19 protein-coding genes are annotated in these 22,542 nt (G+C 64.5%); 4 read left to right on the forward strand and 15 right to left on the reverse strand.

The features are described from left to right. Nucleotides 1-164: 164 nt before the first annotated feature. On the reverse strand, nucleotides 165-1,313 hold the full coding sequence (citZ, locus tag BB347_RS10075) for a citrate synthase (protein ID WP_076581092.1): 1,149 nt from the start codon (nucleotides 1,311-1,313) through the stop codon (nucleotides 165-167). A gap of 313 nt (nucleotides 1,314-1,626) precedes the next feature. Next, nucleotides 1,627-1,989 carry a cell division protein SepF gene (locus BB347_RS10080; RefSeq protein WP_076581093.1) on the reverse strand — a complete coding sequence of 121 codons (363 nt, stop codon included), beginning with the start codon at nucleotides 1,987-1,989 and terminating at the stop codon, nucleotides 1,627-1,629. Nucleotides 1,990-2,201: 212 nt separating this feature from the next. Here BB347_RS10080 and BB347_RS10085 point away from each other — a divergent pair, with 212 nt between their 5' ends. Then, a complete protein-coding gene (locus tag BB347_RS10085) occupies nucleotides 2,202-2,966 on the forward strand; it encodes a DUF1028 domain-containing protein (RefSeq protein ID WP_076581095.1) in 765 nt (254 codons plus the stop codon). Nucleotides 2,967-2,996: 30 nt separating this feature from the next. Here BB347_RS10085 and BB347_RS10090 read toward each other — a convergent pair whose 3' ends face one another. Continuing rightward, nucleotides 2,997-3,476 (reverse strand): RNA-binding protein, encoded by a 480-nt coding sequence (locus BB347_RS10090; protein WP_076581097.1) that lies wholly within the window; start codon nucleotides 3,474-3,476, stop codon nucleotides 2,997-2,999. Nucleotides 3,477-3,647: 171 nt separating this feature from the next. Here BB347_RS10090 and BB347_RS10095 point away from each other — a divergent pair, with 171 nt between their 5' ends. Then, complete coding sequence (locus BB347_RS10095) at nucleotides 3,648-3,941, forward strand: DUF7562 family protein (protein ID WP_076581099.1); 294 nt, start codon at nucleotides 3,648-3,650, stop codon at nucleotides 3,939-3,941. 151 nt (nucleotides 3,942-4,092) lie between these two features. Then, entirely contained in the window at nucleotides 4,093-5,391 is a 1,299-nt protein-coding gene (locus BB347_RS10100) for a ribonuclease catalytic domain-containing protein (RefSeq protein ID WP_076581101.1), read from the forward strand. A gap of 19 nt (nucleotides 5,392-5,410) precedes the next feature. Here BB347_RS10100 and BB347_RS10105 read toward each other — a convergent pair whose 3' ends face one another. The 3 genes from BB347_RS10105 to rtcA form a co-directional block, all read right to left on the reverse strand. Next, a complete protein-coding gene (locus BB347_RS10105) occupies nucleotides 5,411-5,962 on the reverse strand; it encodes a GNAT family N-acetyltransferase (protein WP_076581103.1) in 552 nt (183 codons plus the stop codon). 116 nt (nucleotides 5,963-6,078) lie between these two features. Next, nucleotides 6,079-7,032 (reverse strand): bifunctional 2-dehydro-3-deoxygluconokinase/2-dehydro-3-deoxygalactonokinase, encoded by a 954-nt coding sequence (kdgK1, locus tag BB347_RS10110; RefSeq protein ID WP_076581105.1) that lies wholly within the window; start codon nucleotides 7,030-7,032, stop codon nucleotides 6,079-6,081. Nucleotides 7,033-7,266: 234 nt separating this feature from the next. After that, on the reverse strand, nucleotides 7,267-8,442 hold the full coding sequence (gene rtcA / locus BB347_RS10115; protein WP_076581107.1) for an RNA 3'-terminal phosphate cyclase: 1,176 nt from the start codon (nucleotides 8,440-8,442) through the stop codon (nucleotides 7,267-7,269). 123 nt (nucleotides 8,443-8,565) lie between these two features. Between rtcA and BB347_RS10120 the strand changes: the two genes are divergently transcribed. After that, nucleotides 8,566-9,882 (forward strand): MFS transporter, encoded by a 1,317-nt coding sequence (locus BB347_RS10120; RefSeq protein ID WP_076581109.1) that lies wholly within the window; start codon nucleotides 8,566-8,568, stop codon nucleotides 9,880-9,882. Nucleotides 9,883-9,902: 20 nt separating this feature from the next. Here the strand turns inward: BB347_RS10120 and BB347_RS10125 are convergent, their stop codons facing one another. The 9 genes from BB347_RS10125 to BB347_RS10170 all read right to left on the reverse strand — a co-directional run bounded on the left by BB347_RS10125 (nucleotide 9,903) and on the right by BB347_RS10170 (nucleotide 22,226). After that, entirely contained in the window at nucleotides 9,903-10,112 is a 210-nt protein-coding gene (locus tag BB347_RS10125; protein WP_076581111.1) for a hypothetical protein, read from the reverse strand. A 118-nt stretch (nucleotides 10,113-10,230) separates the two neighbouring features. Further along, the gene (gene mutL, locus BB347_RS10130; RefSeq protein WP_076581113.1) at nucleotides 10,231-12,420 is read right to left on the reverse strand and encodes a DNA mismatch repair endonuclease MutL; all 2,190 of its coding nucleotides are present in this window, start codon (nucleotides 12,418-12,420) and stop codon (nucleotides 10,231-10,233) included. A gap of 199 nt (nucleotides 12,421-12,619) precedes the next feature. Beyond that, nucleotides 12,620-13,516: a dihydrodipicolinate synthase family protein gene (locus BB347_RS10135; protein ID WP_076581115.1), complete on the reverse strand. Its 897-nt coding sequence runs from the start codon at nucleotides 13,514-13,516 to the stop codon at nucleotides 12,620-12,622. Nucleotides 13,517-13,713: 197 nt separating this feature from the next. Then, on the reverse strand, nucleotides 13,714-14,511 hold the full coding sequence (locus BB347_RS10140) for an SDR family NAD(P)-dependent oxidoreductase (RefSeq protein WP_076581117.1): 798 nt from the start codon (nucleotides 14,509-14,511) through the stop codon (nucleotides 13,714-13,716). Nucleotides 14,512-14,627: 116 nt separating this feature from the next. Continuing rightward, nucleotides 14,628-17,363 (reverse strand): DNA mismatch repair protein MutS, encoded by a 2,736-nt coding sequence (gene mutS / locus BB347_RS10145; protein WP_076581119.1) that lies wholly within the window; start codon nucleotides 17,361-17,363, stop codon nucleotides 14,628-14,630. A 148-nt stretch (nucleotides 17,364-17,511) separates the two neighbouring features. Further along, complete coding sequence (locus tag BB347_RS10150) at nucleotides 17,512-17,847, reverse strand: tRNA-binding protein (protein ID WP_076581121.1); 336 nt, start codon at nucleotides 17,845-17,847, stop codon at nucleotides 17,512-17,514. Between the two features lie 99 nt (nucleotides 17,848-17,946). After that, a complete protein-coding gene (locus BB347_RS10155; RefSeq protein ID WP_076581123.1) occupies nucleotides 17,947-18,918 on the reverse strand; it encodes a TIGR03560 family F420-dependent LLM class oxidoreductase in 972 nt (323 codons plus the stop codon). Next, complete coding sequence (thiD, locus tag BB347_RS10160; protein WP_076581125.1) at nucleotides 18,915-20,279, reverse strand: bifunctional hydroxymethylpyrimidine kinase/phosphomethylpyrimidine kinase; 1,365 nt, start codon at nucleotides 20,277-20,279, stop codon at nucleotides 18,915-18,917. The genes BB347_RS10155 and thiD overlap by 4 nt, the downstream gene beginning before the upstream one ends. 894 nt (nucleotides 20,280-21,173) lie before the next feature. Continuing rightward, on the reverse strand, nucleotides 21,174-22,226 hold the full coding sequence (locus tag BB347_RS10170) for an AIR synthase family protein (protein ID WP_076581128.1): 1,053 nt from the start codon (nucleotides 22,224-22,226) through the stop codon (nucleotides 21,174-21,176). Nucleotides 22,227-22,542: the final 316 nt, after the last annotated feature.

Below are 22,542 nucleotides of genomic sequence, written 5' to 3' on the forward strand. Positions count from 1 at the left end.
GAGCGGTGACGCGGCCGTGTCTGACACCTGGCAGACGGTCGTCGTTCGTGATATATCAACACGGTATAGCGTATCATGCTGGTGATGAGTCTGGCTGTGCCATTCGTCGTGAACGTAATCGACAGGAAAATGGCCGGGGCCGAGTGCCCGGTCGTAAACGGTACTTATCGGTCCTCGAGCGGGACGAACTCCTGGTCTTCCGGGCCGGTGTAACGCGAAAGTGGGCGAATGAGACGGTTATCCTCCTGATACTCAAGGACGTGACCGACCCAGCCGCCGACGCGGCTCATCGCGAAGATTGGCGTGTACATATCGATCGGAATGCCGAGTTGGTAGTAGACTGAGCCGGAGTAGAAGTCGACGTTCGGGGCGATTCCTTTCTCGGCGAGTCCCTGTTCCTCAGAGAGGTACTGTTCGATGGTGGTGGTGTAATCGTACCACTTGCTGTCGCCTTCGTTGGCGAGTTCCTTGCTTCGTTCCTGCAGGATCTCCGCACGCGGGTCCTTGACGTTGTAGACGCGGTGACCGAAGCCGGGAATTCGTCGTCCCGCTTCGTTGGCTTGCTCGACCCACTCGCGGTGATCGAGGTCGCTCTCGTCGATTTCGAAGAGGACCTCCATCACGTCCTGATTCGCACCGCCGTGGAGTGGACCGGAAAGAGCGCTCACGCCGCCGGTGACGGCGCTGTAGATGTCGGCCATCGTCGAACCGATCACCATCGACGTGAACGTCGAGGCGTTCAGGCCGTGGTCTGCGTGCAAGATGAGCGCCTGATCGAACGTTTCGGCGTGGATGTCGCTTGGCTCCTCGCCGGTGAGCATGTAGAGGAAATTCGCCGCGAGCCCCAGCTCTGGGTGGGGGTCGACGGGCTCTTCGTCGAGTCGGTAACGTTCGAAGGCCGCGAGCGCGGTCGGAATCTTCGCGGTGATCCGACGACCCTTTCGAAGCGTCGCCTCGAGATCTTCGGGGTCGGCATCGGTCTCGGGTTCGGACGCCGAGAGCATCGAGACCGCAGTCCGGAGTGCGGCCATCGGCTGTTCGTCGGCTGTCGCGAGGCGTTCCATCGTTTCGAGGACGTCCTCGGAAACGTCGCGTTCTTCGTTGATCGCGGCGGTGAACGACTCGAGTTCATCCGCGCCTGGGAGTTCGCCGTGCCAGAGGAGATAGAGGACTTCCTCGTAGCTCGCGCCGCGAGCGAGTTCCTCGATCGAATACCCTCGATAGATCAGCCGACCGGCGTCACCATCGATCGAGCTGAGCCCGGACTCTGCAACAAGGACTCCCTCCAGTCCTTTCTTGAGATCGTCAGCCATAGTGGGAGTTTCGCACCCCGGTGGAAAAGTATTGTCGTTTGGTCGCCGTGACCGTCTATCACGGGCGATGTTTCCGTTTCGTTCAGGATATTCGAACAATTGAGCAGTCCATTCGGGTTTGGAAGTAGACACCCGTACACCCATTAGAAGAGTGAATGGATTATTTTCATTATTTTTCGGGGAGTACACCATCACGGATAGTGACAGAAATCGCCACACCGCGGCGGTGATAGACGGAACGATCGTTCACCACGACAGGAGACGTCGTAGTTCGGGACGAGAAGAGTCGCGCTCGAACGCCGAGCCGTTCGCGTTAGGATCGCTTGCCCAGTTTCTCTCGGCTGATCCGGACGCCGGTCGGCGTGATGATCATCTGATCGTCGCCTTTTCGAACGATGTCGCCGTCGACTTCGTGCGCGACTTGGCGGAGTTCGTCGACGATGTGTTCGACGGTGGCGTCTTTCGTCCGCAGTCGCGTGATGTCGGCGATGACGATGTCACCGTCGTAGACGGCGTCTTTGATGTCGATCGCATCGGCCTGTCCGCTGACCTCCGCGATGTGTACCTGCATGGCTGCCTCGGCCGATTCCGACGACACGTCGTCGAGGTCCAATTCGACGTAATCCTCGGCAGCCCGCGAGTCGCCCCCGCCGAGAATTTTACTCATAAATCCCATTGGCGTAACCCACCGCCGCCGCCAGTATAGTTCTTACGTCAGACGGTCCCGAGCGCGCACCGATCACGGTCGGTGCTCACGCGGAGGACGACGACAGCCACGTTCCTCGAGAGCCCGGGCAATACGTGTCCGACAGGAGCCATCGAGCGCTCGCGTCCGACTACGAGGTTTTGCCAGCACGTATTTATCCAAAACGGAAGTATAGTGACGCGATGACGTTCAGCATCTGCGTCCGCGAGCGCTACGAGACAGACGACGGAGAGAGCCACCATCGATTCGGCGTCGCCGTGACGACGCGCCTCCCCGGCGTCGGCGCGCTCTGTCCGTTCGTCAGCGAACACGGAGCCGTCGCGACACAGAGTCTCGTCAACGTCGAACTCGGCGAGCGGGGTATCGAGTACGTCGACGAGGGACTCGCCGTCGACGATTCGATCGAAGCGCTGCTCAACACCGACGACGGCGCACCACAGCGACAAGTTCACGGCGTCGACCGCGACGATTCGTTTGCGTTCTCCGGCGAGGAGTGCGTCGACTGGTTCGGCCACCTCGAGCGAGACCACGCGACCGTCGCCGGAAACATGCTGACCGGCGAGGACGTCCTCGAGTCGGTCGCGACGACGTACGAGGACCACGCGGTTCACGAGGCGACGGATCGATCGACCGGCCCGGGTGCCGTGGTCGCCGACACCGAGACCGAACCGCTGGCGAAGCGACTGATCGACGCGCTCGCTGCGGGCCATCGGGAAGGTGGCGACAAGCGCGAGGAGTTGTCCGTTCAGAGTGCGGCCGTCGTCGTCGAGTCGACGGAGTCCCACGAGTGGGAGCCCCCGTACAACGATTTGCGAGTCGACGCGACTGAGACGCCGATCGAGTCGCTCCGCGAGACGTACGACCTCGCGGTGATGGGCTACGAGGCGACGCTCGAGCGCTACAGCGACGCCTTCGAGGAAGATTCGTTAGCCGAAGCGACCGACTGAGAGACGGGTCAAAAACGTTGATTCGCTGCGTTAGCCGCTAAATTCGTAGAGGTCATCGCCGACGTGGTGAAGCGAGTCGACCACCTTTCCCTCCTCGCCGGCCATCTCCGCGCCGTCGACTCGAGCGCGGCCGACGGCGAGGACCTTGCCGTGTGATTCTTCGGCGATGACGACCAGATCGTCGGGAGAGATGTCCTCGGTCGCCTCGGTGATGCCCGGTCGCATCACGTCCGCGCCGTCGCTGACGAACGAGATCGCACCGGCGTCGACGGTCACGACGCGTCGGTCCGGACCGTACGCGTTCGCCCCTCGCACGGTCACGAACGGCTCCTCGTCGAAGTAAGCGACCTGTGGCTCGCCGTCGATGAGGACGACCTCCCAGTCGGTGTCTTCGAACTCGACGCGCTCGTAGGTATCACCGTCGGGGGAGACGCCGAGTTGGTCCTCGAGCGTTCCCTCTACGTCCGAAACGGCATCACTTCGGAGGTGATGTCGAGATTTGACCTGCATACCCGTAGTATCGCACGTGTGCATTTAACAGATTAGATTCGTCTCGAGGCCGACAGCGGTCGCCACGCAGCCACTGGCAGGTCACCGAAATCGAAAGACCGGTCGCTCGAATACTCACCGCCGCCAAGGAGTGTGCTAATTGCTAAATAATAGCATGGCGTTCTCTCTAGTATGTGGCCTTCCCGAACGCAGACTGAGACGGTCACGTGTCTCGCCTGCGGCGATCAGGTGACGCGATCGATGGCCCGAGAGTACGACAAATACGGTGATCGGTGGAATCGTGAAGAGAAGGCGTTCGAGTACCTCTGTAAGTCCTGCGACGACGAACTCTGTCGACAGCCCCGCGAGGACCTCGAGGACCTCCTCGTCGAGACGCGCGCCGGCGAAACCGACCGCGAGAGCTTTCTCTCGCGGTACCTCCACACCGTCGAAGAGCGATACGGCAGACTCGAGGAAGAGTCCTGAGCGTGCGCGGGCAGAGACGGGCGGTCGCTACTGACAGCCACCCTGTCCTCAAACGGCTGTCCCCGACGCTCGAGAGAGGAGATGGCGACGGGTCGAGTTCCCGCCCCGGCGTCCCGACACGACTTTCACCCTTTCGTCCGTAGGCCACGCTATGAGTGACGACGCACAGGCCGAAGCCGGCACGGCCGAAGGGCAGGGCCCCGTCGAGGTCAGCGAAGAAGTGGCACGCCATCTCGAGAACAAACGCGACGAACTCTTCGAGAAACTCGAAATTCGCGACGAGTTCCCTCCGAACGTGATCGAGGAGGCCGAGGAACGAACCGACGGCGTTCAAGCGGAGATCGAGGACGAAATCGACGAGCGCGAGGATCTCCGGGATCTGACGACGTGGACGACGGACCCCATCGATGCACAGGACTTCGACGACGCGCTCTCGATCGAAGAGCGCGAGGACGAGTACGTCCTCTGGGTTCACATCGCCGACGTAACCCACTACGTCAATCCCGAGACGGCGATGTGGGACGAGGCCGTCGAGCGCGGGAACACGGTCTACCTGCCGGGCTACACCATCCACATGCTGCCGCCCGTCCTCGCCGAGACCGTCTGCTCGCTCGTTCCCAACGAGGACCGACTGGCACACACCGTCGAGATGCACCTCGACAAGGAGACGCTCTCGTACGACGACATCGAGATCTACAAGTCCGTCATCGAGTCCGACGAGCGACTCACCTACAGCCAGGCCGAGAACCGACTCGAGGATCCCGACGCGCCCCTCCACGAGGAGAACAAACTGGTCCACGAGGTCGCCGACCGAATGCACGAGATCCGTAAGGAGGACGGCTCGCTCGTGCTCAACCCGGCCCGCGACCGCGCCCACACCATCATCGAGGAGTGCATGCTCAAGGCCAACAAGGCCGTCACGCACGAACTGATGTGGAATCGCGGCGTCGAGGCGATGTACCGCGTCCACCCACAGCCCAGCCCCGACGAATGGTCGAAGGCGCTCCAGGAGATTCAGGACTTAGACGGCGTCTCGATCCCCGGTAGCACGTGGGACGATCCGCGAAAGGCCGTCAACGCGACGCTCGAGGACGCCCCGGGTCGCCAACTCGACAAGATCCAGTGGGCCGTGATGAAGGTGATGCCCCGCGCGAAGTACATGAACGACCCCTTCGGCGGCCACCACGCCCTGAACTTCGAAATCTACGGCCACTTCACGAGCCCGATCCGCAGGCTTAGCGACCTGATCAACCACTGGATCGTCTACCAGAACGACGTGCCCGAGAACCTGATCGAACTCTGCGATCGCGCGAGCGACAAGCAAAAGGACGCAGAGCAGTGCGAACGCGAGTACAAGACCTTCCTGCAGGAGGTCGGCCTCGATCCGATGGCGGTCAACAACCGCGGGATCGAGGTCGTTGATGACGACAAAGCTGAAAAGACGCTCTAAGCTGGGGCGATAACCTGCCTCACAGCGATTTTTCGTAGACGCACTCCTCGAGCCCGTCGGCCAGGTCGGTCGAGCGCACCTCGACGCACTCGAAACCGGCCGATTCGTAGAACGAAATACCGATTTCGTTGTCGGCGAGGACGGCGAGGCGGATTCGATCGAACGACGACTCGAGATCGGCCTCGAGTCGCTCGAGCAGCGTACTTCCTGCACCTGCTCGCCAGTAGTCTGGCCGAATGTACAAGCGCGCGAGGTACGCCACGGACCGATCCTCCGGCCACGGAACGACGTGAGCGAAGCCCAGACAGTCACCGTCGAAATCGGAGCCGGAGTCGCTCGGTTCCACTCGCTCGGTCCCCTCGGGCTCGACGACGAGGAACGTCGCGTTCTCTCGCTCGAGTGCGTCGGTGATCGCCGACTCGAGATCACCGATCGCGTACCAGTCGTCGACCACTTTGTCGACGAAACGTGGCCCGAGAATATCGTCATAGGCGGCGTGCCAGCTCTCGCGGGCCGTCTCGTGGACGGCCCACACGTCGTCGCTCGTCGCGCGCCGAACGACTCGAGTCATGGTGAATTTATACTCGGCCCGCAGGGAAAAGTTCGCACCCAGCCCGTGAGCGGTCGTTCACTGTTGAGACGCGATTAGGGGAGTCGAGCGTTCCGACGCGCCGCTGCGAGCGAACGTCATCGGGAGATCGTGGTCCCGTCGTCCGCGACGACGGCGTCGACCTCGTCTTTGGTGAGGAGCGCCACGTCCCCCGGAATCGTGCGTTTGAGCGCCGCTGTCGCCGCGGCGTACTCGAGCGCTTTGGGAACGTCGTCGCCGTGGAGTCGCCGAGCGATGAACGCGCCGCTGAAGGCGTCACCGGTGCCGATCGGCGAGACGGTGTCCGTCTCGTAGGCGGCCTGATCGTGGACGACGTTGTCGTGCCAGGCGAGTGCCCCCTCGGAGCCGCGGGTGACGACGACGGTCGTGAAGTCGTACTGCGACCCGAGCTGGTGGGCGAGTTGGCGCGGGTCGCCCTCGAAATCGAGCACCGTCCGCGCGTCTCGAGCCGCGATGAGCAAGACGTCGATTCCGGGGAACAGACGGGTCAGTGTCTCTCGAGCTTCCTCCGGCGTCCAGAGCTTTCGACGGTAGTTGAAGTCGAACGCCGTCGTGGTTCCACCCTGTCTGGCCGCCTTGAGCATGCTCGCCGTCGTCTCTCGCAGCGTCGAGGAGAGCGCGGGTGTGATCCCCGTCGTGTAGAAGACGCGGGCGTTTTGCACCTGGTCGATGTCGAACTCTCGAGCTTCGGCGCTCGAGATGGCAGTATTTCCCCGATCGTAGATGACGTTCGTCCCTCGCGGGCTGCCCGCCCGTTCGTGGTAATACGTCCCCTGTCGACCCTGCTGACTCCAGACGACGTCGGTTTCGATACCGTGTCCCCGAAGTTCGTTGACGACGCGTCGACCGAGGGGCGAATCTGGAACTTTCGACACCCAGGTCGCCGTCGCGCCCAGTCGGTCGGCCGCGATCGCGGCGTTGCTCTCCGCCCCCGCCGCGCGGACTTCGAACTCGCCCGCGTTCTCGAGTCGTTCGTCTCCCGGCGGCGTCAATCGCAGCATCGTCTCGCCGAACGTGACGATATCGCTCACGGGTCGGTCCCCCAGACCGGACCGCACGTGTGTTCCACAGCCATACCGAGAAAAACGAACGGCGGTGGCATAAGTTATGGCGTTATCACACTTGCTCGTGTGCACACGCTCGCACCTTGCTCGCGCGCACAGGCTCGAGACGGCTCGCGGTTCTTCGTCGACATCTCGTCCGTCCGTAGAACGCAGTCCGGTCGAGGAACTGGTTCACTCGCGTCGGAAATCGGTCTCGATCGTTCAGCCCTCCAGTGGCGAGTCGACCGAGAGCAACGCGCTCGCCGTGTCCGATGTCCCTGCTCCGTCGTCGCTCACCGACGACCGCTCAACGTCGACCGCAGCCCCGAATTCGGCGAGCAGCTCACGACTCGAGGCCACGTGGTCGGTCACGCTCGGCACGCGAAGGCGGCCGCCAGCGAGCGCGAGGAAGACGAGCAACTGATCCGCCAGGTGTCGGTCGATCGGTGGGGCTGGCTCGTCCGACTCAGCACCTCTCTCGAGAAATCGAAGCAACTCGTCGGCCGCGTCCTCGCCGACGCGTTCGGCCGGTTTGCCGCGCTCGCCGAGCGCCGCGAAACCCGCAACGCCGTGCGTGTGGTCGAGTCGGAGCACGATGGCCGACCCCGGCGACGGACTGTCGACGACCTCCTCCCGTCGCTCGAGCAGTTCGAGCGCTCTTCCGTCAGGTCCGCCGTTTCCGACTGAATCCGCTTTTCCTATTCCCAGTCGCTCGAGTGCGCCTTCGGCCTGTCTGTACGCGACGTCGCGATCCGCAAGCGATTCCGATTCCGTCGAGTAGAGCCGGACACCCTCGAGTTCGCCCCGTTCGGTCGAGTCGATCGGCTCCACGCTCGAGGGGTCGACGTGCAGCGTCACTCGGCCGCCGCCGTCGGGGTAGAACCCGCGTCGCTCGACCTCGCAGGACGCGGAGAGGCCGTGTCGTCGGAGGAAGGGAAGCTTGACCCGGCGGAAGTACTCGAGGGGCGGCGACCACTTCACGTCCGTGCCGCCGGTGGCCGTCACGGTGAGTCGAGACTCGAGAATCGCCGCGAGCGGGAGCATGGCGTCGAATAAGAGCGTCACGCTGCCCGCCGTGTCGATATCGACGGCGTACTCGCCGCCGGGGAGGCTACCGGGTCCGCGGCTTTGCCAGTCTGTCGCCCCGTCGGTCGACTCGAGGCCGGGATCGAATTCGACGGTTTCGGACCCGAGTTCCCCGCCGGAGATGTCGGCGTCGCACAGTTGAGCCATCGTCTCGAGCACCGCGAGGTGTTGGTGGCGAAGGCCGGGCGTCGGTCGGTCGCCGCGGACGGACTCGATGCGGATCGACTCGTTTCTCAGGGTGGCGAGGGTGAGCGCGCTCCTGACGAACTGGCCGCCCGCGTCAGAACCGTCGAGTTCGTGGTCCGGAGACATGGGGAGAATACGTCTCTCGAGAAGCGTATTGTTACCGATGACGACAGCGAAGCCGTGTGATGAATGGTACCTACTGTGCCGCTTTCTGAAGCTTTTCCGTGATGGATCGACGAGTGTGGACGAATGCGAATCTGGGCCGATCCACTCAAACGCCGCTGGCTGCTCTGGGCGACGCTCGGCGTCGTCTTCTTGCTCGTCAACGTCAATCGTCTCTCCTCGGCGGTGCTGGCGGAGGATCTCATGGGTGCGTTCGAGACGACGGGAGCCCAGTTAGGAACGCTTCACGCCGTCTTCTTCTGGGTGTACGCGTTCATGCAGATCCCCACGGGCATCCTCGCGGATCGCGTCGGGCCGCGGGTGACGGCGACGGTCGGCGCGGCGGTGATGAACGTCGGCGTGATCTGGTTCGCGCTGACCGACAGCTACCTCGCCGCACTCGCCGCCCGCGGACTCGTCGGCCTCGGCGGCAGCGTGATCTTCGTCTGCATCCTTCGTTTCTGTGCGAACTGGTACCGCGCCGATGAGTTCGCGACGATGAGCGGCGCAACGTTCGCGATCTCCGGCATCGGTGGCGTCGTCGCGACGACGCCGTTGGCCCTCGCCGTCGACGCCACTGACTGGCGAACGGCCATCGGCGGACTCGGGGTCCTCGGCCTCCTCTTCGCGGTCGTCGTCTTCGCCGTCGTCCGAAACAGTCCGCGTGAGGCCGGTTACGACTCCCTCGAGGGCGTCCCCGACCAGCCGACGCTGACGAACGCCGAGCTCAAGACCTACCTCTCCGATATCTTTCGCGATCCCCTCATCTGGGTCGTCGCCATCATGCTGTTCTGTGCGAGCGGCGTGAACCTCACCCTGTTCGGCCTCTGGGGGATTCCCTACATCGTCCAGGTGTACGACGTCTCGGTCACGTACGCCTCTTTCTTCACACTCCTCGGCGGCGTCGGCGTCATGATCGGGCCGCCCGCTATCGGCTGGCTCTCCGATCGAATCGGGAAACGAGGCGAGTTGATGGTCGGCGGTGGGGCCCTCTTCGTCGCGAGTCTCGCGATTATCGCCCTCGTGGGCGACCCGCCGCTGGTCGTCGTCGGTGCCGTGTTCTTTTTCAGCGGCCTCTTGCTCGGGTCGTTCTTGCTCGGCTACGCGGTCGTCAAGGATCGCCACCCCGACAGCGCGAGCGGCATTTCGACGGGAACGGTCAACGGTGCGGGCTTCTTCGGCGCGGCGATCTTGCCGACCCTGATGGGGTGGGCCCTCGACGACTACTGGGCGGGCGACATCGTCGGCGGCACCCGCGTCTACACGGAGACCGGCTACCAGATCGCGTTCGCCATCGCGACGGTGGCCGGTTTGATCGCCCTGTGTTGTACGATCTGGCTCTATCGCCACGAGCGACGGACGTCAACAGCCACCGTCGAAGACGGACGACAGCCCTCGCACTGATCCTCCCGGACTCGAGCCGTTCACGCGGCTTCGTCGTCGATCCCCGAAAACAAGGTCCAGAAGGCGAGGAGGACCAGGAAGAAGACGACGCCGATCGCGACCCGAAGACCGATCTCTTCGATGCCGGTCGCCTCGGCGTGGACGAGCGAGGCCGCCCACCCACCGCCGGCGACGGCGAATCCGGTCGCGACGATGAGCATGAGCAAGAGCCGATCCGTGGGTACATCCATGCCAGACGCTCCGCTCGAGAGCGAGTTAAGCCCGCAGCCTGAATTAGCCACTCCTTCAGCCTGAATTGGCCACTCCTGCATCCACGACGCGGCGACAGCCGAACGCAGCGCCAGCAGGTTAGCCCTGGTGGCCCGGATAATCGCGCTCGAATCGGTCCTCGAGTTCAGCCTCGTCGAGTTCGACCAGCACTGGCCGCCCGTGCGGGCACGCATAGGGATTCGCACACCCATCGAGTGCCTCGAGCAAATCGAGCACCGATCCCTCCGTCAGCGACGTGTTGCCGGTGATCGAGGGGTGACACGCCAGATCGCCGAGGAACTCGTTCGCCAGCGCGTCGACGGTCTCCGATCCGGCGTCTCGATCGCCCTCGAGCACCGACGTGAGAACGTCTCGCAACCGTTCGGGCTCGAGGGTCTCCTCGAGGACGGCGGGGACCGTTGTCACGGCAACCGTCCGGTCGTCGACTCGATCCGCGTAGAATCCGAGTCGCGACAGTGCCTCGCGGTAACTCTCGAACGCCTCGGCTTCGACGGCCGTCAACTCGAGTTCGACGGGGGACGCGAGCGCCTGTGCAGCAGAATCGGCAGCGAACGCTCGCTGGAGTCGTTCGTAGTTGACGCGCTCGTCGGCCGCGTGCTGATCGATCAGTACCAGCCCGTCCGCCGTTTCACAGACGAGGTACGTGTCGTGTAGCTGCCCGAGGACGCGAAGGGGCGGCAGCGAATCGAACTGCGTCTCGTCGCCGGTCGCGGCCCCGCCCTCGAGCGTTCGCTGTTCGGTCTCGACGGAGAACGTCCGGTCCGAGTTGGGGTCGGGACTCGAGTCGGTTCCTTCCGGACCCGTGGACGTCGAGTCGGCAGACGAAGCGTCTTCAGCGTGCGTGTTCCCTGGAGACGGAGACTCGGTGTCGGTCGTCGCTCGAGCCGTCTTTGGCCGGGGTTCGGCAGTCGACGCTGCTCGAGGAGCCGCCGCTGGTTGTCCCTGGGACGGGGACGACTCGGACTGAGCGGTAGTGTCTGGCGCTGAGTGAGCTTCGGATTCGCCGCCTGCCTCCACTGCAGCGTCTGATTCACCCGACGCGACGGAACGCGATTCCTCGTCTCGAGTCCGCTGATCGGAGTCCGCGCCGGACTCGTCGCTCCCCGATTCGCCGCTCGCGCGCTCGTGAGACGACCGTGCCGTCGACTCGAGCGTTCCGGGCTCGAGTCGGGCTTCCTCGGGTGCCGAGCGACCCCGCGGCGCGCGCGAGCGAAGGAGGCCGTGCTCGAGCAGCGCGGACTCGACGACCGTATCGACCTGCCGGCGGACCGCGTCGTCGTCGTCGAAGCGAACCTCGCGTTTTCTGGGGTGGACGTTCACGTCGACGGCGTCGCCGGGAACCTCGAGGAAGAGGGTGGCGAACGGGTATCGATCGCCGCCCAACTGCGTGCCGTAGGCACCCATGATTCCCTCGCGAATCGCGTCCGCGGTGACCGCGCGGCCGTTGACGTACGTCGCGAGGTACTCCCGACTCGAGCGGTTCGTTTCGGGGTGTGAGACGAGTCCCGAGACGGACTCGAGCGGGCCGGGCGGGAGTTCGTCGCCGTCGATTTCGACGGAGACCATCGCGCTCGCGACCTCGCGGCCGTAGACGGCCAGCACGGCTGCCTGCAGGTCACCCTGCCCGGTCGTCGCAAACACCTCGCGGCCGTCGTGGGTGAGCGAAACGGCGACGTCCGGGTTCGCGAGCGCGTAGCGCGTGACGATCCGGTTGACGTGGGCGAACTCAGTCGCCGTCGTCTTGAGGAACTTCTTGCGAGCGGGCGTGTTGTAGAAGAGGTCCGCGACCTCGACGATGGTTCCCGTTGGACAGCCCGTCGGTTCAACGGTCGTCACCTCCCCGCCCTCGTAGACGAGTTTCGTGCCAGCGGCGTCTCGACTCCCCCCGTCGACAGCCTGCGGTCGGGACTCGATCGTCACTCGAGACACCGACCCGATCGTGTGGAGCGCTTCGCCGCGGAAGCCGAGCGTCGTGACGCCCGACTCGAGGTCCTCGAGGTCGTCGATCTTGCTCGTGGTGTGCTCGCGGACGGCTGCACGAACGTCCGTTTCGCTCATCCCGTCGCCGTCGTCGGCCACGCGGATCAGCTCCGTGCCGCCGTCGTCGATCGTCACGTCGATGGTTTCGGCCCCGGCGTCGAGGCTGTTCTCGACGAGTTCCTTGACCGCGCTGGCGGGCCGTTCGACGACCTCGCCGGCGGCGATGCGAGCGACCGTGTCCTCGTCTAATTGGTGGATGTCGGTGTCCTGTGGTGGCTCTGCTGTCATAGCTCGATCTTCGGGCGAACGGCGGAATTTCGGGGCGCTTCGAGCGTGTGAAATCGCGATCGAACGTGCTCGAACCCGTCCGTTCGGTTCATGCCGTTCGCTCTCGCTCGAGCGTGGTTAAACTGTGGGTTGGCGTCCGTCCGAGCGAACGACGCAACGACGAACGGGCAACCGAGTGGGGAGTGCTGGGCAAGCAGACCTATCCGTCGAGCAAGTCGTCGACGGCGACCTCGATAGTACCTCGACTATCCGCAGGGACCTCGACGAGCGGCGGTCGAACTGCGTCCGTGGGAATCACGCCGGCGTGCTCGAGGGCCGTCTTCGTCGCCGGGGCGAAGCCGTAGTCCGCACAGGCGTCGAACAGCGGGACGATGGCATCCTGAATCTCCGCGCCGCGGGGATCGACAGCCGTTTCGTAGAGTTCGGAGTACTGCGCCGGGGCAACGTTCGAGAGCGCGTTCAACCCGCCGTCAGCCCCCATCCGCAGCGCGGGAACGAGCAGCGCGTCGTAACCCTGTAGCGCGAGGAAGTCTTCGGGAGTCTGGCGCATCACGGAACAGAAGTACTCGAGGTCGCCACTCGAGTCCTTGATCCCGAGGACGTTCTCGTGGTCGGCAAGTGCCCGAATCGTCTCGATGGGGATCGAGTCGCCGGTACACGGCGGGATATTGTAGAGCAAGAGTGGCAACGGCGAGCGGTCGGCGACGGCCTCGAAGAACCGCTGGTTCCCGGCGGGGTCGTTCGCTCCGTGAAAGTACGGTTCCGTGACGACGGCCGCGTCGGCACCGATGTCGGCGGCGTGGGCGGCGTAGTCGACGGCCTCGTCGACGCTCGTCGCGGCCGCCCCGGCGAGCACTGGGACCGCACCGTCGACCACTTCGACCGTTCGTTCGTGAACTCGCTTGCGTTCTGCAGGCGTGAGACTGGCGAATTCGCCCGTGGTCCCACACGGAAAGATGCCGTCGATGCCACCCTCGAGGAGGTACTCGATCAGGTCGTCGAACGCGGCTTCGTCGACCTCGTTCGCCCCGGCGGTATCCTCGAAGGGCGTGACGACTGGACAGGTGATTCCGGAAAGTGCCTCGGTGAGCGTCATGCACAGAGAATGTGTCGGCGAGCGCAAAAACGTACCTGCTCTCGAGAACGACTCGAGTCACCGAACGGCTGAGCGACGGCGAACGGGTCTCGCTCACGCTCGTCGCATTCGCGCTACACCGCGCACCTTCGTTCGGCGGGGCCCCGCTGACCGGGATGTCGGCTGGGCGGCGGAAAGTCGCTACAAGGTCGGTCGCGTTACTCGAGGCCCAGATCCTTCGACATCGAGTTGCCCGCGCGTGGAACGCCCTTCACGGTCACCGTTTCGCCGTTCATGAACGAGGCGGCGGGACTCGAGAGGAACTGGGCGACGTCGGCGATCTCCTCGACGTGACCGATGCGACGGTCGGTCTTCTCGCGGGGCGGCATGTCCTCGCTGTCGATGCCGAGCGTCTCGGCGACGCCGGGAGTCTGGATCAGGCCGGGCGCGATACAGTTGACGCGGATGCCGTCGTCGGCCCACTCAGTTGCCAGCGTCTCGGTCAGGCGGATGATCGCGGCTTTCGAGGCCCCGTAGTGACTCTCTCCGGGGGCTGCGTGCTGGCCGTTGACCGACGAGAGGTTGATGATGGCACCACCAGAGCCCTCGCGCATCACTTCACCGGCGAGTTGCGTGCAGTGGACGGTACTGTTGAGGTTGAGGTCGACGATAGTCTGCCAGCCGTTGGCCGAGATGTCCTCGAATGGGGCGACGAACTCGCCTCCCGCGTTGTTGACGAGAACGTCAATATCGCCGAACGTTTCGACCGTTTCGTCGACGAGATTCTGGACCTGCTCGCGCTCGCGGACGTTACACTCGAGAGCGAGTGCCTCGCCAGCGTCGTCCGCGTCGTTGATCTCGTCCGCGACCGGGCCGACGCGATCCATCGAGCGCGAACAGATCGAAACGTTCGCGCCGCTGGCGGCGAGCGTCTTGGCGATGGCTTCTCCGATTCCCTGACTTGCACCCGTGACGATCGCGGTCTTCCCCGTGACGTCGTAGTCCGGTTCGTGCATCGTGTTAGCTGGCTATCTGGCACGTGATAACAATACCGTTCCCGGATAGTTGAGTTCGATTGACAGTATGCCCGCGTTAGACCAACGAGAAACGCTTTGAGCGTGTACAGGTCGGCCTATGAGTCCTCGAGTCGCCGCTGTAAGTCCTGGACTTTCGACATGAGTTCGATTGGCGGCGTCGTGTTCACGTCGAGTGACTCAAGATCCTCGAGGACGGCTTTCGCGTCCGGATCGATTGGTTCGTCTCGCTCCTCCTCACCCGCCTGCTGTCGATCTGGTTCACCGCCGTCGGCGTTGGCTGGCCCACGGAACTGGCCGCTCGAGACGTCGAACACCGTTTGAACGGGCTCCCTCGAGGAGCCTCCCTTCGCTTCGATCGCCTTCTCCTCGCGCAAGCGCTCGAGAACGTCTCTCGAGCGGTCGACGACGGGGTCGGGGACGCCAGCGAGGTCTGCGACGTGGATCCCGTAGGATCGGTCGGTCGGCCCGTCGCGGACGCTCCGCAGGAAGGTGACGTCGCCGTCGCGTTCGTCCGCCGCGATGTGGACGTTCGCAACGCGTGGAAGCCTCGAGGCGAGTCCGGTCAACTCGTGGTAGTGGGTTGCAAAGAGCGTCTTCGCCTGGATTTCGTTGTGCAGGTACTCGGTCGCCGCCCACGCGATGGAGATGCCGTCGTACGTCGCCGTGCCGCGGCCGACTTCGTCCAGGATCACGAGCGACTCCTCGGTCGCGGTGTGGAGGATGTTCGAGAGTTCACTCATCTCGACCATGAACGTCGAGCGACCCTGTGCGAGTTCGTCGAGCGCACCCACGCGGGTGAAGATGCCGTCGACCAGCCCGATCTCGGCCGCTTTCGCCGGGACGAAACTACCGATTTGGGCCAAGAGCACGATGCAGGCGACCTGTCGCATGTACGTCGACTTCCCGGACATGTTGGGACCGGTGACGACTAGAAAGCCCCGCTCGTCGCTCGCGCGTCCGTCAGCGCGTTCCTGGCTGGCGGCGGTAGCCGCCCCATCCATCCGAACGTCGTTCGGAACGAACTCCGTCGTTTGCTCGACGACAGGGTGGCGACCCTGCTCGATGTCGAGCACGTTGCCAGCATGGAGGTCGGGCTTGATCCATCGATTCTCCGCCGCGTGGGTCGCCAGACTCGAGAGCGCGTCGACGGTCGCGAGCGTTCTCCCGACGTCTTGAAGCAGTTCAGCCCGGCTAGCGACCGCCTCGCGGAGTTCCGCAAAGAGTTCGTACTCGAGTTCGCCCCGTTGTTCCTCGAGGCGGAGGATCTCGCGTTCTCGCTCCTCGAGTTCGTCGGTCGTGAACCGCTTCGAGTTCTTGAGCGTCTTGATCTCCTCGTAGTGGTCAGGGACGCCGTCCGCTGCGGACTTGCCGACCTGAATGTAGTAGCCGTCGGTCTTGTTCCGGTCGACGCTCACGTGCGAGAGACCGTGGGCCTGTTTTTCGCGATCCGCGAGCGTCTCGAGCCACCGCTTTACCTCCTCGTGGCGCTCGATCACCTCGTCGAGTTCGTCGTCGTACCCTCGCTGGAGGAGTTCACCCTGCGTGACGGTCGAGGGCGGATCCTCGGCGATGGCCTCCTCGAGCGTCGCGTGGAGTTTCCGAGCGGCCTCGCGGTCCGGCTGATCGACGATGTCCGACAGCGGCGCATCGGCCAGTTCCGGCGTCGACGCGATGGTGTCCGCCAGTGCTGGCAACACCGCCAGCGTCTCCTGGACGGCCTGTAAGTCTCGTGCATCCGCACTGCCGTGAGTCGCCTTCGACGCCAATCGCGCCAGATCGTACGCGTCATCGAGCGTGTCCTGAATCTGATCGCGTGCTAACGCTGCCGACGACAGCGCTGCGACGCTCTCCTGTCTGCGCTCGAGCGTCTCGAGCGAGCGTTGTGGACGCTGAAGCCACTCCTTCAACAGCCGGCCGCCCGCGCTGGTCTCGGTGTGATCGATCGTCGTGAAGAGCGAGCCGTCGGTGTCGCCTTGCATCGTCTCGGTCAACTCGAGGTTGCGCTGCGTGGTCGCGTCGAGCGTGACGTGATCGTCGCCCTGGTGGCTCTGAATGCGCGTCATCGACGCGAGTACGCCCGCACCGGTTTCCTCGACGTACGCGAGAATCGCCCCCGCAGCCGCGAGCGCAGGCTCGCCGACGGCCAGTCGGTCGACCGCCTCCGACCCGAAGTGCTCGCGAACCGCGTGGGTCGCCCGCTTCGGGGCGAACGACTCCGTCTCGTGGAGGCTCAACGTGGCGTCGACGCGTTCGCGGACGTGCGTCAACAACTCGTCGTCGGTTCGGGCCTCCGGCCCCGGCAACACCTCGACGGGATCGAATCGGTACAGCTCCGTCAGCGCGTCGTCGACGTCCTCGCCCTCCGCGACGAGAAAGCGACCGGTCGTCACGTCGGCGAACGCGAGTCCGTAGCCCTCGGCGGATCCGGAGGAAGACGAACTCGAACTCGAGCCCGAGCCGTCGACGATGGCCGCCAAATACTGGGCGTCCGCGTCGGTCGTCTCGAGGAGGGTTCCCGGCGTGACGACGCGAACGACTTCGCGTGCGTGGCCGGCATCGGTCTCGTACTGGTCCGCGACGGCGACCCGGTAGCCGCGCTCGACGAGGGCCTTCAGGTAGGGCGTCAGGTCGTTAACTGGCACTCCGGCCATCGGATACGACGAGCCGTGGGAGGACTTCTGGGAGACTTTGAGATCGAGTTCGTCGCTGACGGTCTCGGCGTCCTCGCCGAAGAACTCGTAGAAATCGCCACACTGCATCGCCAGCAAATCGGCGTCGGTGTCCTCCTTGAGCGAGAAGAACTCACCGACGATCCCCGTCGCCTCGGTCATGTACGGTGACTGTTCGGCCACCGCTAAAATCCTGCGGGTTCCGCGGTGGGCTATCTGTCAGCGTTTGCGATGGACCATCTGACAGGTTTCGCGATGGACCATCTGACAGGTTTTGCGATGGACCATCCAACAGCTCCCGCAGTTCCCCTCAGAACAACAGGCCGCCGAGCGGAACGTCCTTCTCCGTATCCGGCTCGACGAGAATCGGGTACTCCTCCTCGTCCGGAACGCCGACAGTCAACGCTTCGGATTTGAACCCCGCGATTCGGACCGAGCCGAGATTCGTCGCACAGAGCACCCGCCGCCCCTCGAGTTCGTCGGGATCGTAGTGGTGATCTAACTGCCCTGCAGATTGAATCTCGCCGTGCTCTTCGCCGAGGTCGATCCACAGCTTTGTCATCTTCGGCTTGTTCGCCTCCGGAAACGATTCCGCCTCGAGTATCTCTCCGACGCGAATCTCGACGTCGAACGGACTTTCGACCATGCGTCGCGATATCATCCCCCTCCAAAAAGATCCTTTCTGTTTCCGTACCCGGATCACTTCGCGGTCGTCGTCGCTCGCGGAGTTCAGCGGCGATCGGCGTTACTCTCGAAGCACCTCGGCCAACAGCGAGAGACTCTCGTCGTCCGGATCGGCCGCGTCCGGAATCACGAGCATGGCCGTCTCGATACCGACGGCAGCGTACTCCTCGAGTCGCCTCGCTACGTCGTCCGGCGTCCCGGTCGGTGCCGACTCGAGGTAGCCCGCGAGGAAGTGCTCTCGAGGGGTCGTCGGGCCATCGGGGAGGAATTCGCTCTTGAACCGCTCGCGTTTGTCTTCGGCGGCGTCTGCGGTCTCGGCGACGAACACGAACAGTTCGGCGGAGGTTCGGATCTCCTCGAATCGCGCGTCGTCCGCGCAGTGATCCCGCAGTACCTCGAGTTTGTCGGCAAAGCCCGACGGCGTTAGCGTGCCGTAATTCCAGCCGTCGGCCAGTTCGGCGGCGTACCGGAGGGTGAACTGCTCACCGCCGCCGCCGATCCAGATCGGCGGGTGGGGGTCTTGCACCGGTTTCGGTTCGCAGATGGCCTCCTCGAGGTCGACGTCGAGGTGGTTCCCCGTGTGCGTGTACGTCTCGTTCGTCCAGAGCCCCTGAAGGATCTCGATCGTTTCGGCGAGCCGGCGGATTCGGTCGGCCGGCGGCGTCCGAAACTCGTAGCCGAACCGGTCGTACTCGTCCTCGTACCAGCCGGCACCGAGTCCGAGCTCGAGTCGACCGTCGCTGAGGTGATCGACCGTCGTCGCCATCTTCGCCAGCAGCGCCGGGTGACGGTACGATTGGCTCGTCACCAAGGTCCCGAGGCGAATTCGGTCGGTCGCCTCGGCGATTGCACTGAGCGTCGTCCAGCACTCGTGGGTATCCCGCCGCGGGTCGCCGATCCACGACTGCAAGTGATCCTCGAGCCAGACCGCGTCGTACGCGAGTCGCTCGGCCTCGAGTGCCGTCTGGCGAACCGTCTCGACCTCGCTTCCGTACTGCGGTAGGATGATACCCACTTCCGACAGTCCCGTCATCGCTGTCCCACCTCCGCCGTGAGTTCGATCACGCGGTCGACAAGCGTCTCCGGGTCGCTCGCGACCAGTTTCGCCATCGCCTCCTTGCCGACGTCGCCGCGGTCGATCACGGCTACCGGGGGTTCCTCGCGTCCGCCGAACGCCTGCCGGGCACCCCAGCCCATCGTGTGCCCCTCCTCGCTCTTCCCCGCTGCTGGCTCGTCCGCTCGATCGTACCCAGCGATCGACCACTCGAGGGCCTCGAGCGCGTCGTCGACGTCCGGACCGAACCGGCAGTTGACGGCGAATCGGAGTTCGGGGAAGAATTCCCGGGCCGAGAGCAGGAACCGGGCAACGTGACTCGAGGCACCGAAGCGAACACCGCGGTTCGGTTGGACGCCCGAGAGCGTGCGCGCGATTCGTCCCTCGACGGCCGCCGTCTCCTCGACCGTTTCGGCGGAGGGCGTTGCCCCGACCACGTTCATCCCGACCTCAGGCACGAGCGGGGACACGTCGCGTTCGACGAACCGATCGACGACGCCCTGCACCGCTTCGGCAGTCGGCTCCCGGGCGGCCTCATTTCGCAGGTCGACGAGGTGGTTGACCGCGCCGGGACCGCCCCCGACGTCGGAGTGGTAGCGCACGGCGCGCTCGAGGAACGCCGTCGCGCCCTCGACCGCCGCCTCGAGCGAGTCACCCCTGGCGAGACGGGACGCGATCGACGCGGCGAGCGTACAGCCAGAGCCGTGGGTCGCCTCGGTGTCGACCCGCGGGTGTTCGAACGTCCGAACGCCCTCGCCCGTGACGAGCACGTCCCGAATTCGGTCGCCGGGAACGTGCCCTCCTTTGACGAGCGCCGCGTCGACGCCGGTCTCGAGGATTTCCTCGCCGGCTTCGCGTGCGCGCTCTTCGTCCGTCACTTCGATCCCCGTCAGCACTTCGGCCTCGTCCGCGTTCGGCGTCGCGACCGTCGCTTCCCCTAACAGCGCTTCGTACGCCCGTTCGGCTTCGGGCTCGAGCAACCGATCCCCCGAGGTGGCGACCATCACCGGATCGACCACGAGCGGAAAGTCGAACGACTCGGCGTGGTCGGCGACCGTCTGAACGATTTCGGTCGTCGCGAGCATCCCCGTCTTCGCCGCGCCGACCGCGAAGTCCGTCGTGACGGCCTCGAGTTGGGCGACGACTTCGTCGCGGGGGAGCGTGAACGAGGAGTCGACGCCGCGGGTGTGCTGGGCCGTGACGGCGGTGATCGCCGAGGTTCCGAAGACGCCGTGGGCCGCCATCGTCGCGAGATCGGCTTGAATGCCGGCTCCGCCGCCGGAGTCGCTACCGGCGATCGTCAGCGCGACGGGGCGGGAGTCGGGTGCGGACGTTCTCATGCGAGTGTGTATTTTCCGGTTATACTAAGCGGTAATGGTCATCAATCCTGAATAGCCACCCGCACGGAAACTAGCTGCTTACGCAAAAACTGCCCACTCGCACGATACGAACCACCGTAGTGGCGCGTGCATAGTCGTGACCGCGAAGGCGCGTACAGGGCCGTGACCGCGAAGGCGCGTGCGGAGCCGTGATGAGTGGCGACGAATCACGGCTCGACTCCGCGCGAGGGATGAACGAACGACCGTGGGAGTGAGTGAATCGGTTGGGGAGGACGTGGAAATCATCGCGCCCACGAGTGGAGCGGTGGGCTGCGTCTCGAGCGTCCGATTTCTACCAGCGTGTCGACCCTGGACGGCGTGTCGACCCCGGACGAAGTGATCCCCCGCTCGCCCTCTCGCGTACCAGCGCCACTCTCCGATGTTTTCTCCCCCAGTAGATTTTCTCGCGCCGGCTTCACCCTCGTCGCCAGTTGCATCGTCTCAATTTCACTCGAGACCGAGATCATCGCCACGCCAAGACTACCGTGAATCCAGTTCCACCGTCACGCCAAGACTACCGTGACACCAGTTCCGCCGAGTCGCTTCCTGCACACGCTGGCAACAAGGGTTTCCACGTCCTCCCCAGCCGATTCGCTCGTTCGCGACGCTCGCTCATCCCTCGCGCGAGTTCGAGTCGCGATTCGCTACGACTGCTCATCGCGACTCCGCACACGCCACTGCGGTAACTGCAGGTGGGGCCGGCCGCGTGGCGAACGCCCATCTCGAGGAGCCACCACCATCCTCGATCGAAATCCACTCGAGCGTAAATCCACTCGAGCGAACTCGAAGCAAACGAGTGTCGAATCGATCCTCCAGGTCGATCCGATCAAACACATCCCACTCGAGAGAGATCGACTACTCGTTTGCCGCCCCGGCCAGGTCGGCGTACGCCCGCCAGGAGGGATCGACGCGCGGGTGCTCGAGTCGGTCGCCGTCGACCAACACCTCGCCACCCTGGTCGTCACCATCGCCGTCGCGGTCATCGCCGGTATCCACGACGCGGCCGATTTCGGCGACGGCCGTCCCTCGCGCCTCGAGCGCCTCGCGAACGGCGTCCACCCCGGCGGGATCGACCGCGATCACCAGCGAACCGCTGCTCGTCGCCGCCCACGGATCGATCTCGAGGTGCTCGCACACCCTTTCGACGCCGGGTCGCATCGGGACGGCCTCGCTGTCGATCGAAAACCGAACGCCCGCACCGTCTGCCATCTCGTTGAGCGCGCCCGCCAGTCCGCCCTCCGTGACGTCGTGCATCGCCGTCACCGGCCCCGCCGCGGCCGCGGTCAACGCATCGCGAACGCAGTAGACGTCCTCGAGTCGATCCTGTGCGGCACCGACGATATCGTCCGGGAGCCCCAACTCCGCCGGGAAGAGCGTGCTCAGGAGGCCGACCGTCTCCGCGGCCGGGCCCGTGGTCAACAGGAGTCGATCACCGTCGCTGGCCCCGTCGGGTCGGACAATGTCGTCGTGCTCGCCGACGCCCATCGCGGTCGCCGCGCCAACCCAGGGATGGGACGGGTCCGAGTATCGGGCCGTGTGTCCGGTTACGACGGCAACTCCGAGATCCACACACTCCGCGTGGATCGTCTCCCAGACGGTGCCAAACTGCTCGTCGGTCATCGTCTCCGGGAGCGTAAAACAAATCGAGAGGTGTGACGGCGCGATACCACTCACCGCTACATCGGCGAGTACGAGGTCGAGCGCGAAGCGCGCCGCGCGCTCGAATCCGAGCGGCGGAGCGATAGACAGTGGATCCGTCGCGGTTACCAGCGCCCGGCCGTCGATATCGAGGACGCCGAAATCGACGCCGTGAGTCGGGCCGATGGCGACATCGTCTCGTTCCGCACCGAGATTCGGCGCGACGCGACGGTCGAAGAACTGCCGATCGATTTTGCCGAGATCGCTCACGCTCGAGTCGTTCCGGCGAGTCGCCTTAGCGATTGCTGATTCGGCGCTCGAGATAGCCTGTGGACTGTCTCTCCTGGCGAATCAATGCGGACGACTCGAGGCGCTCGAATCCGATTCGATATAGCGATTTTCAGTTCATGGACTCGGTGAGGGGGAGTCGGTATGGAGCACAAAATCTGGACCGTCGAAGCCCTATTCCACTGTATACTGCACTTCCGAGGGTGTTCGTTGCCGCCTTCGGGTCCACTCCGTCCGCGTTCAGATCACCCCGGTCAGTCGGTTCGCTCTACTCGCACCATATCCGAAATCAAATTCC

The organism is Natronorubrum daqingense, from assembly GCF_001971705.1.
Taxonomy (GTDB): domain Archaea; phylum Halobacteriota; class Halobacteria; order Halobacteriales; family Natrialbaceae; genus Natronorubrum; species Natronorubrum daqingense.

Excerpts from the sequence above, each read along its gene's own strand:
- citZ (WP_076581092.1), bottom strand. The coding sequence starts at position 1,313 with ATGGCTGACGATCTCAAGAAAGGACTGGAGGGAGTCCTTGTTGCAGAG.
- BB347_RS10080 (WP_076581093.1), bottom strand. The coding sequence starts at position 1,989 with ATGGGATTTATGAGTAAAATTCTCGGCGGGGGCGACTCGCGGGCTGCC.
- BB347_RS10085 (WP_076581095.1), top strand. The coding sequence starts at position 2,202 with ATGACGTTCAGCATCTGCGTCCGCGAGCGCTACGAGACAGACGACGGA.
- BB347_RS10090 (WP_076581097.1), bottom strand. The coding sequence starts at position 3,476 with ATGCAGGTCAAATCTCGACATCACCTCCGAAGTGATGCCGTTTCGGAC.
- BB347_RS10095 (WP_076581099.1), top strand. The coding sequence starts at position 3,648 with ATGTGGCCTTCCCGAACGCAGACTGAGACGGTCACGTGTCTCGCCTGC.
- BB347_RS10100 (WP_076581101.1), top strand. The coding sequence starts at position 4,093 with ATGAGTGACGACGCACAGGCCGAAGCCGGCACGGCCGAAGGGCAGGGC.
- BB347_RS10105 (WP_076581103.1), bottom strand. The coding sequence starts at position 5,962 with ATGACTCGAGTCGTTCGGCGCGCGACGAGCGACGACGTGTGGGCCGTC.
- rtcA (WP_076581107.1), bottom strand. The coding sequence starts at position 8,442 with ATGTCTCCGGACCACGAACTCGACGGTTCTGACGCGGGCGGCCAGTTC.
- BB347_RS10120 (WP_076581109.1), top strand. The coding sequence starts at position 8,566 with ATGCGAATCTGGGCCGATCCACTCAAACGCCGCTGGCTGCTCTGGGCG.
- BB347_RS10125 (WP_076581111.1), bottom strand. The coding sequence starts at position 10,112 with ATGGATGTACCCACGGATCGGCTCTTGCTCATGCTCATCGTCGCGACC.
- mutL (WP_076581113.1), bottom strand. The coding sequence starts at position 12,420 with ATGACAGCAGAGCCACCACAGGACACCGACATCCACCAATTAGACGAG.
- BB347_RS10135 (WP_076581115.1), bottom strand. The coding sequence starts at position 13,516 with ATGACGCTCACCGAGGCACTTTCCGGAATCACCTGTCCAGTCGTCACG.
- BB347_RS10140 (WP_076581117.1), bottom strand. The coding sequence starts at position 14,511 with ATGCACGAACCGGACTACGACGTCACGGGGAAGACCGCGATCGTCACG.
- mutS (WP_076581119.1), bottom strand. The coding sequence starts at position 17,363 with ATGACCGAGGCGACGGGGATCGTCGGTGAGTTCTTCTCGCTCAAGGAG.
- BB347_RS10150 (WP_076581121.1), bottom strand. The coding sequence starts at position 17,847 with ATGGTCGAAAGTCCGTTCGACGTCGAGATTCGCGTCGGAGAGATACTC.
- BB347_RS10155 (WP_076581123.1), bottom strand. The coding sequence starts at position 18,918 with ATGACGGGACTGTCGGAAGTGGGTATCATCCTACCGCAGTACGGAAGC.
- thiD (WP_076581125.1), bottom strand. The coding sequence starts at position 20,279 with ATGAGAACGTCCGCACCCGACTCCCGCCCCGTCGCGCTGACGATCGCC.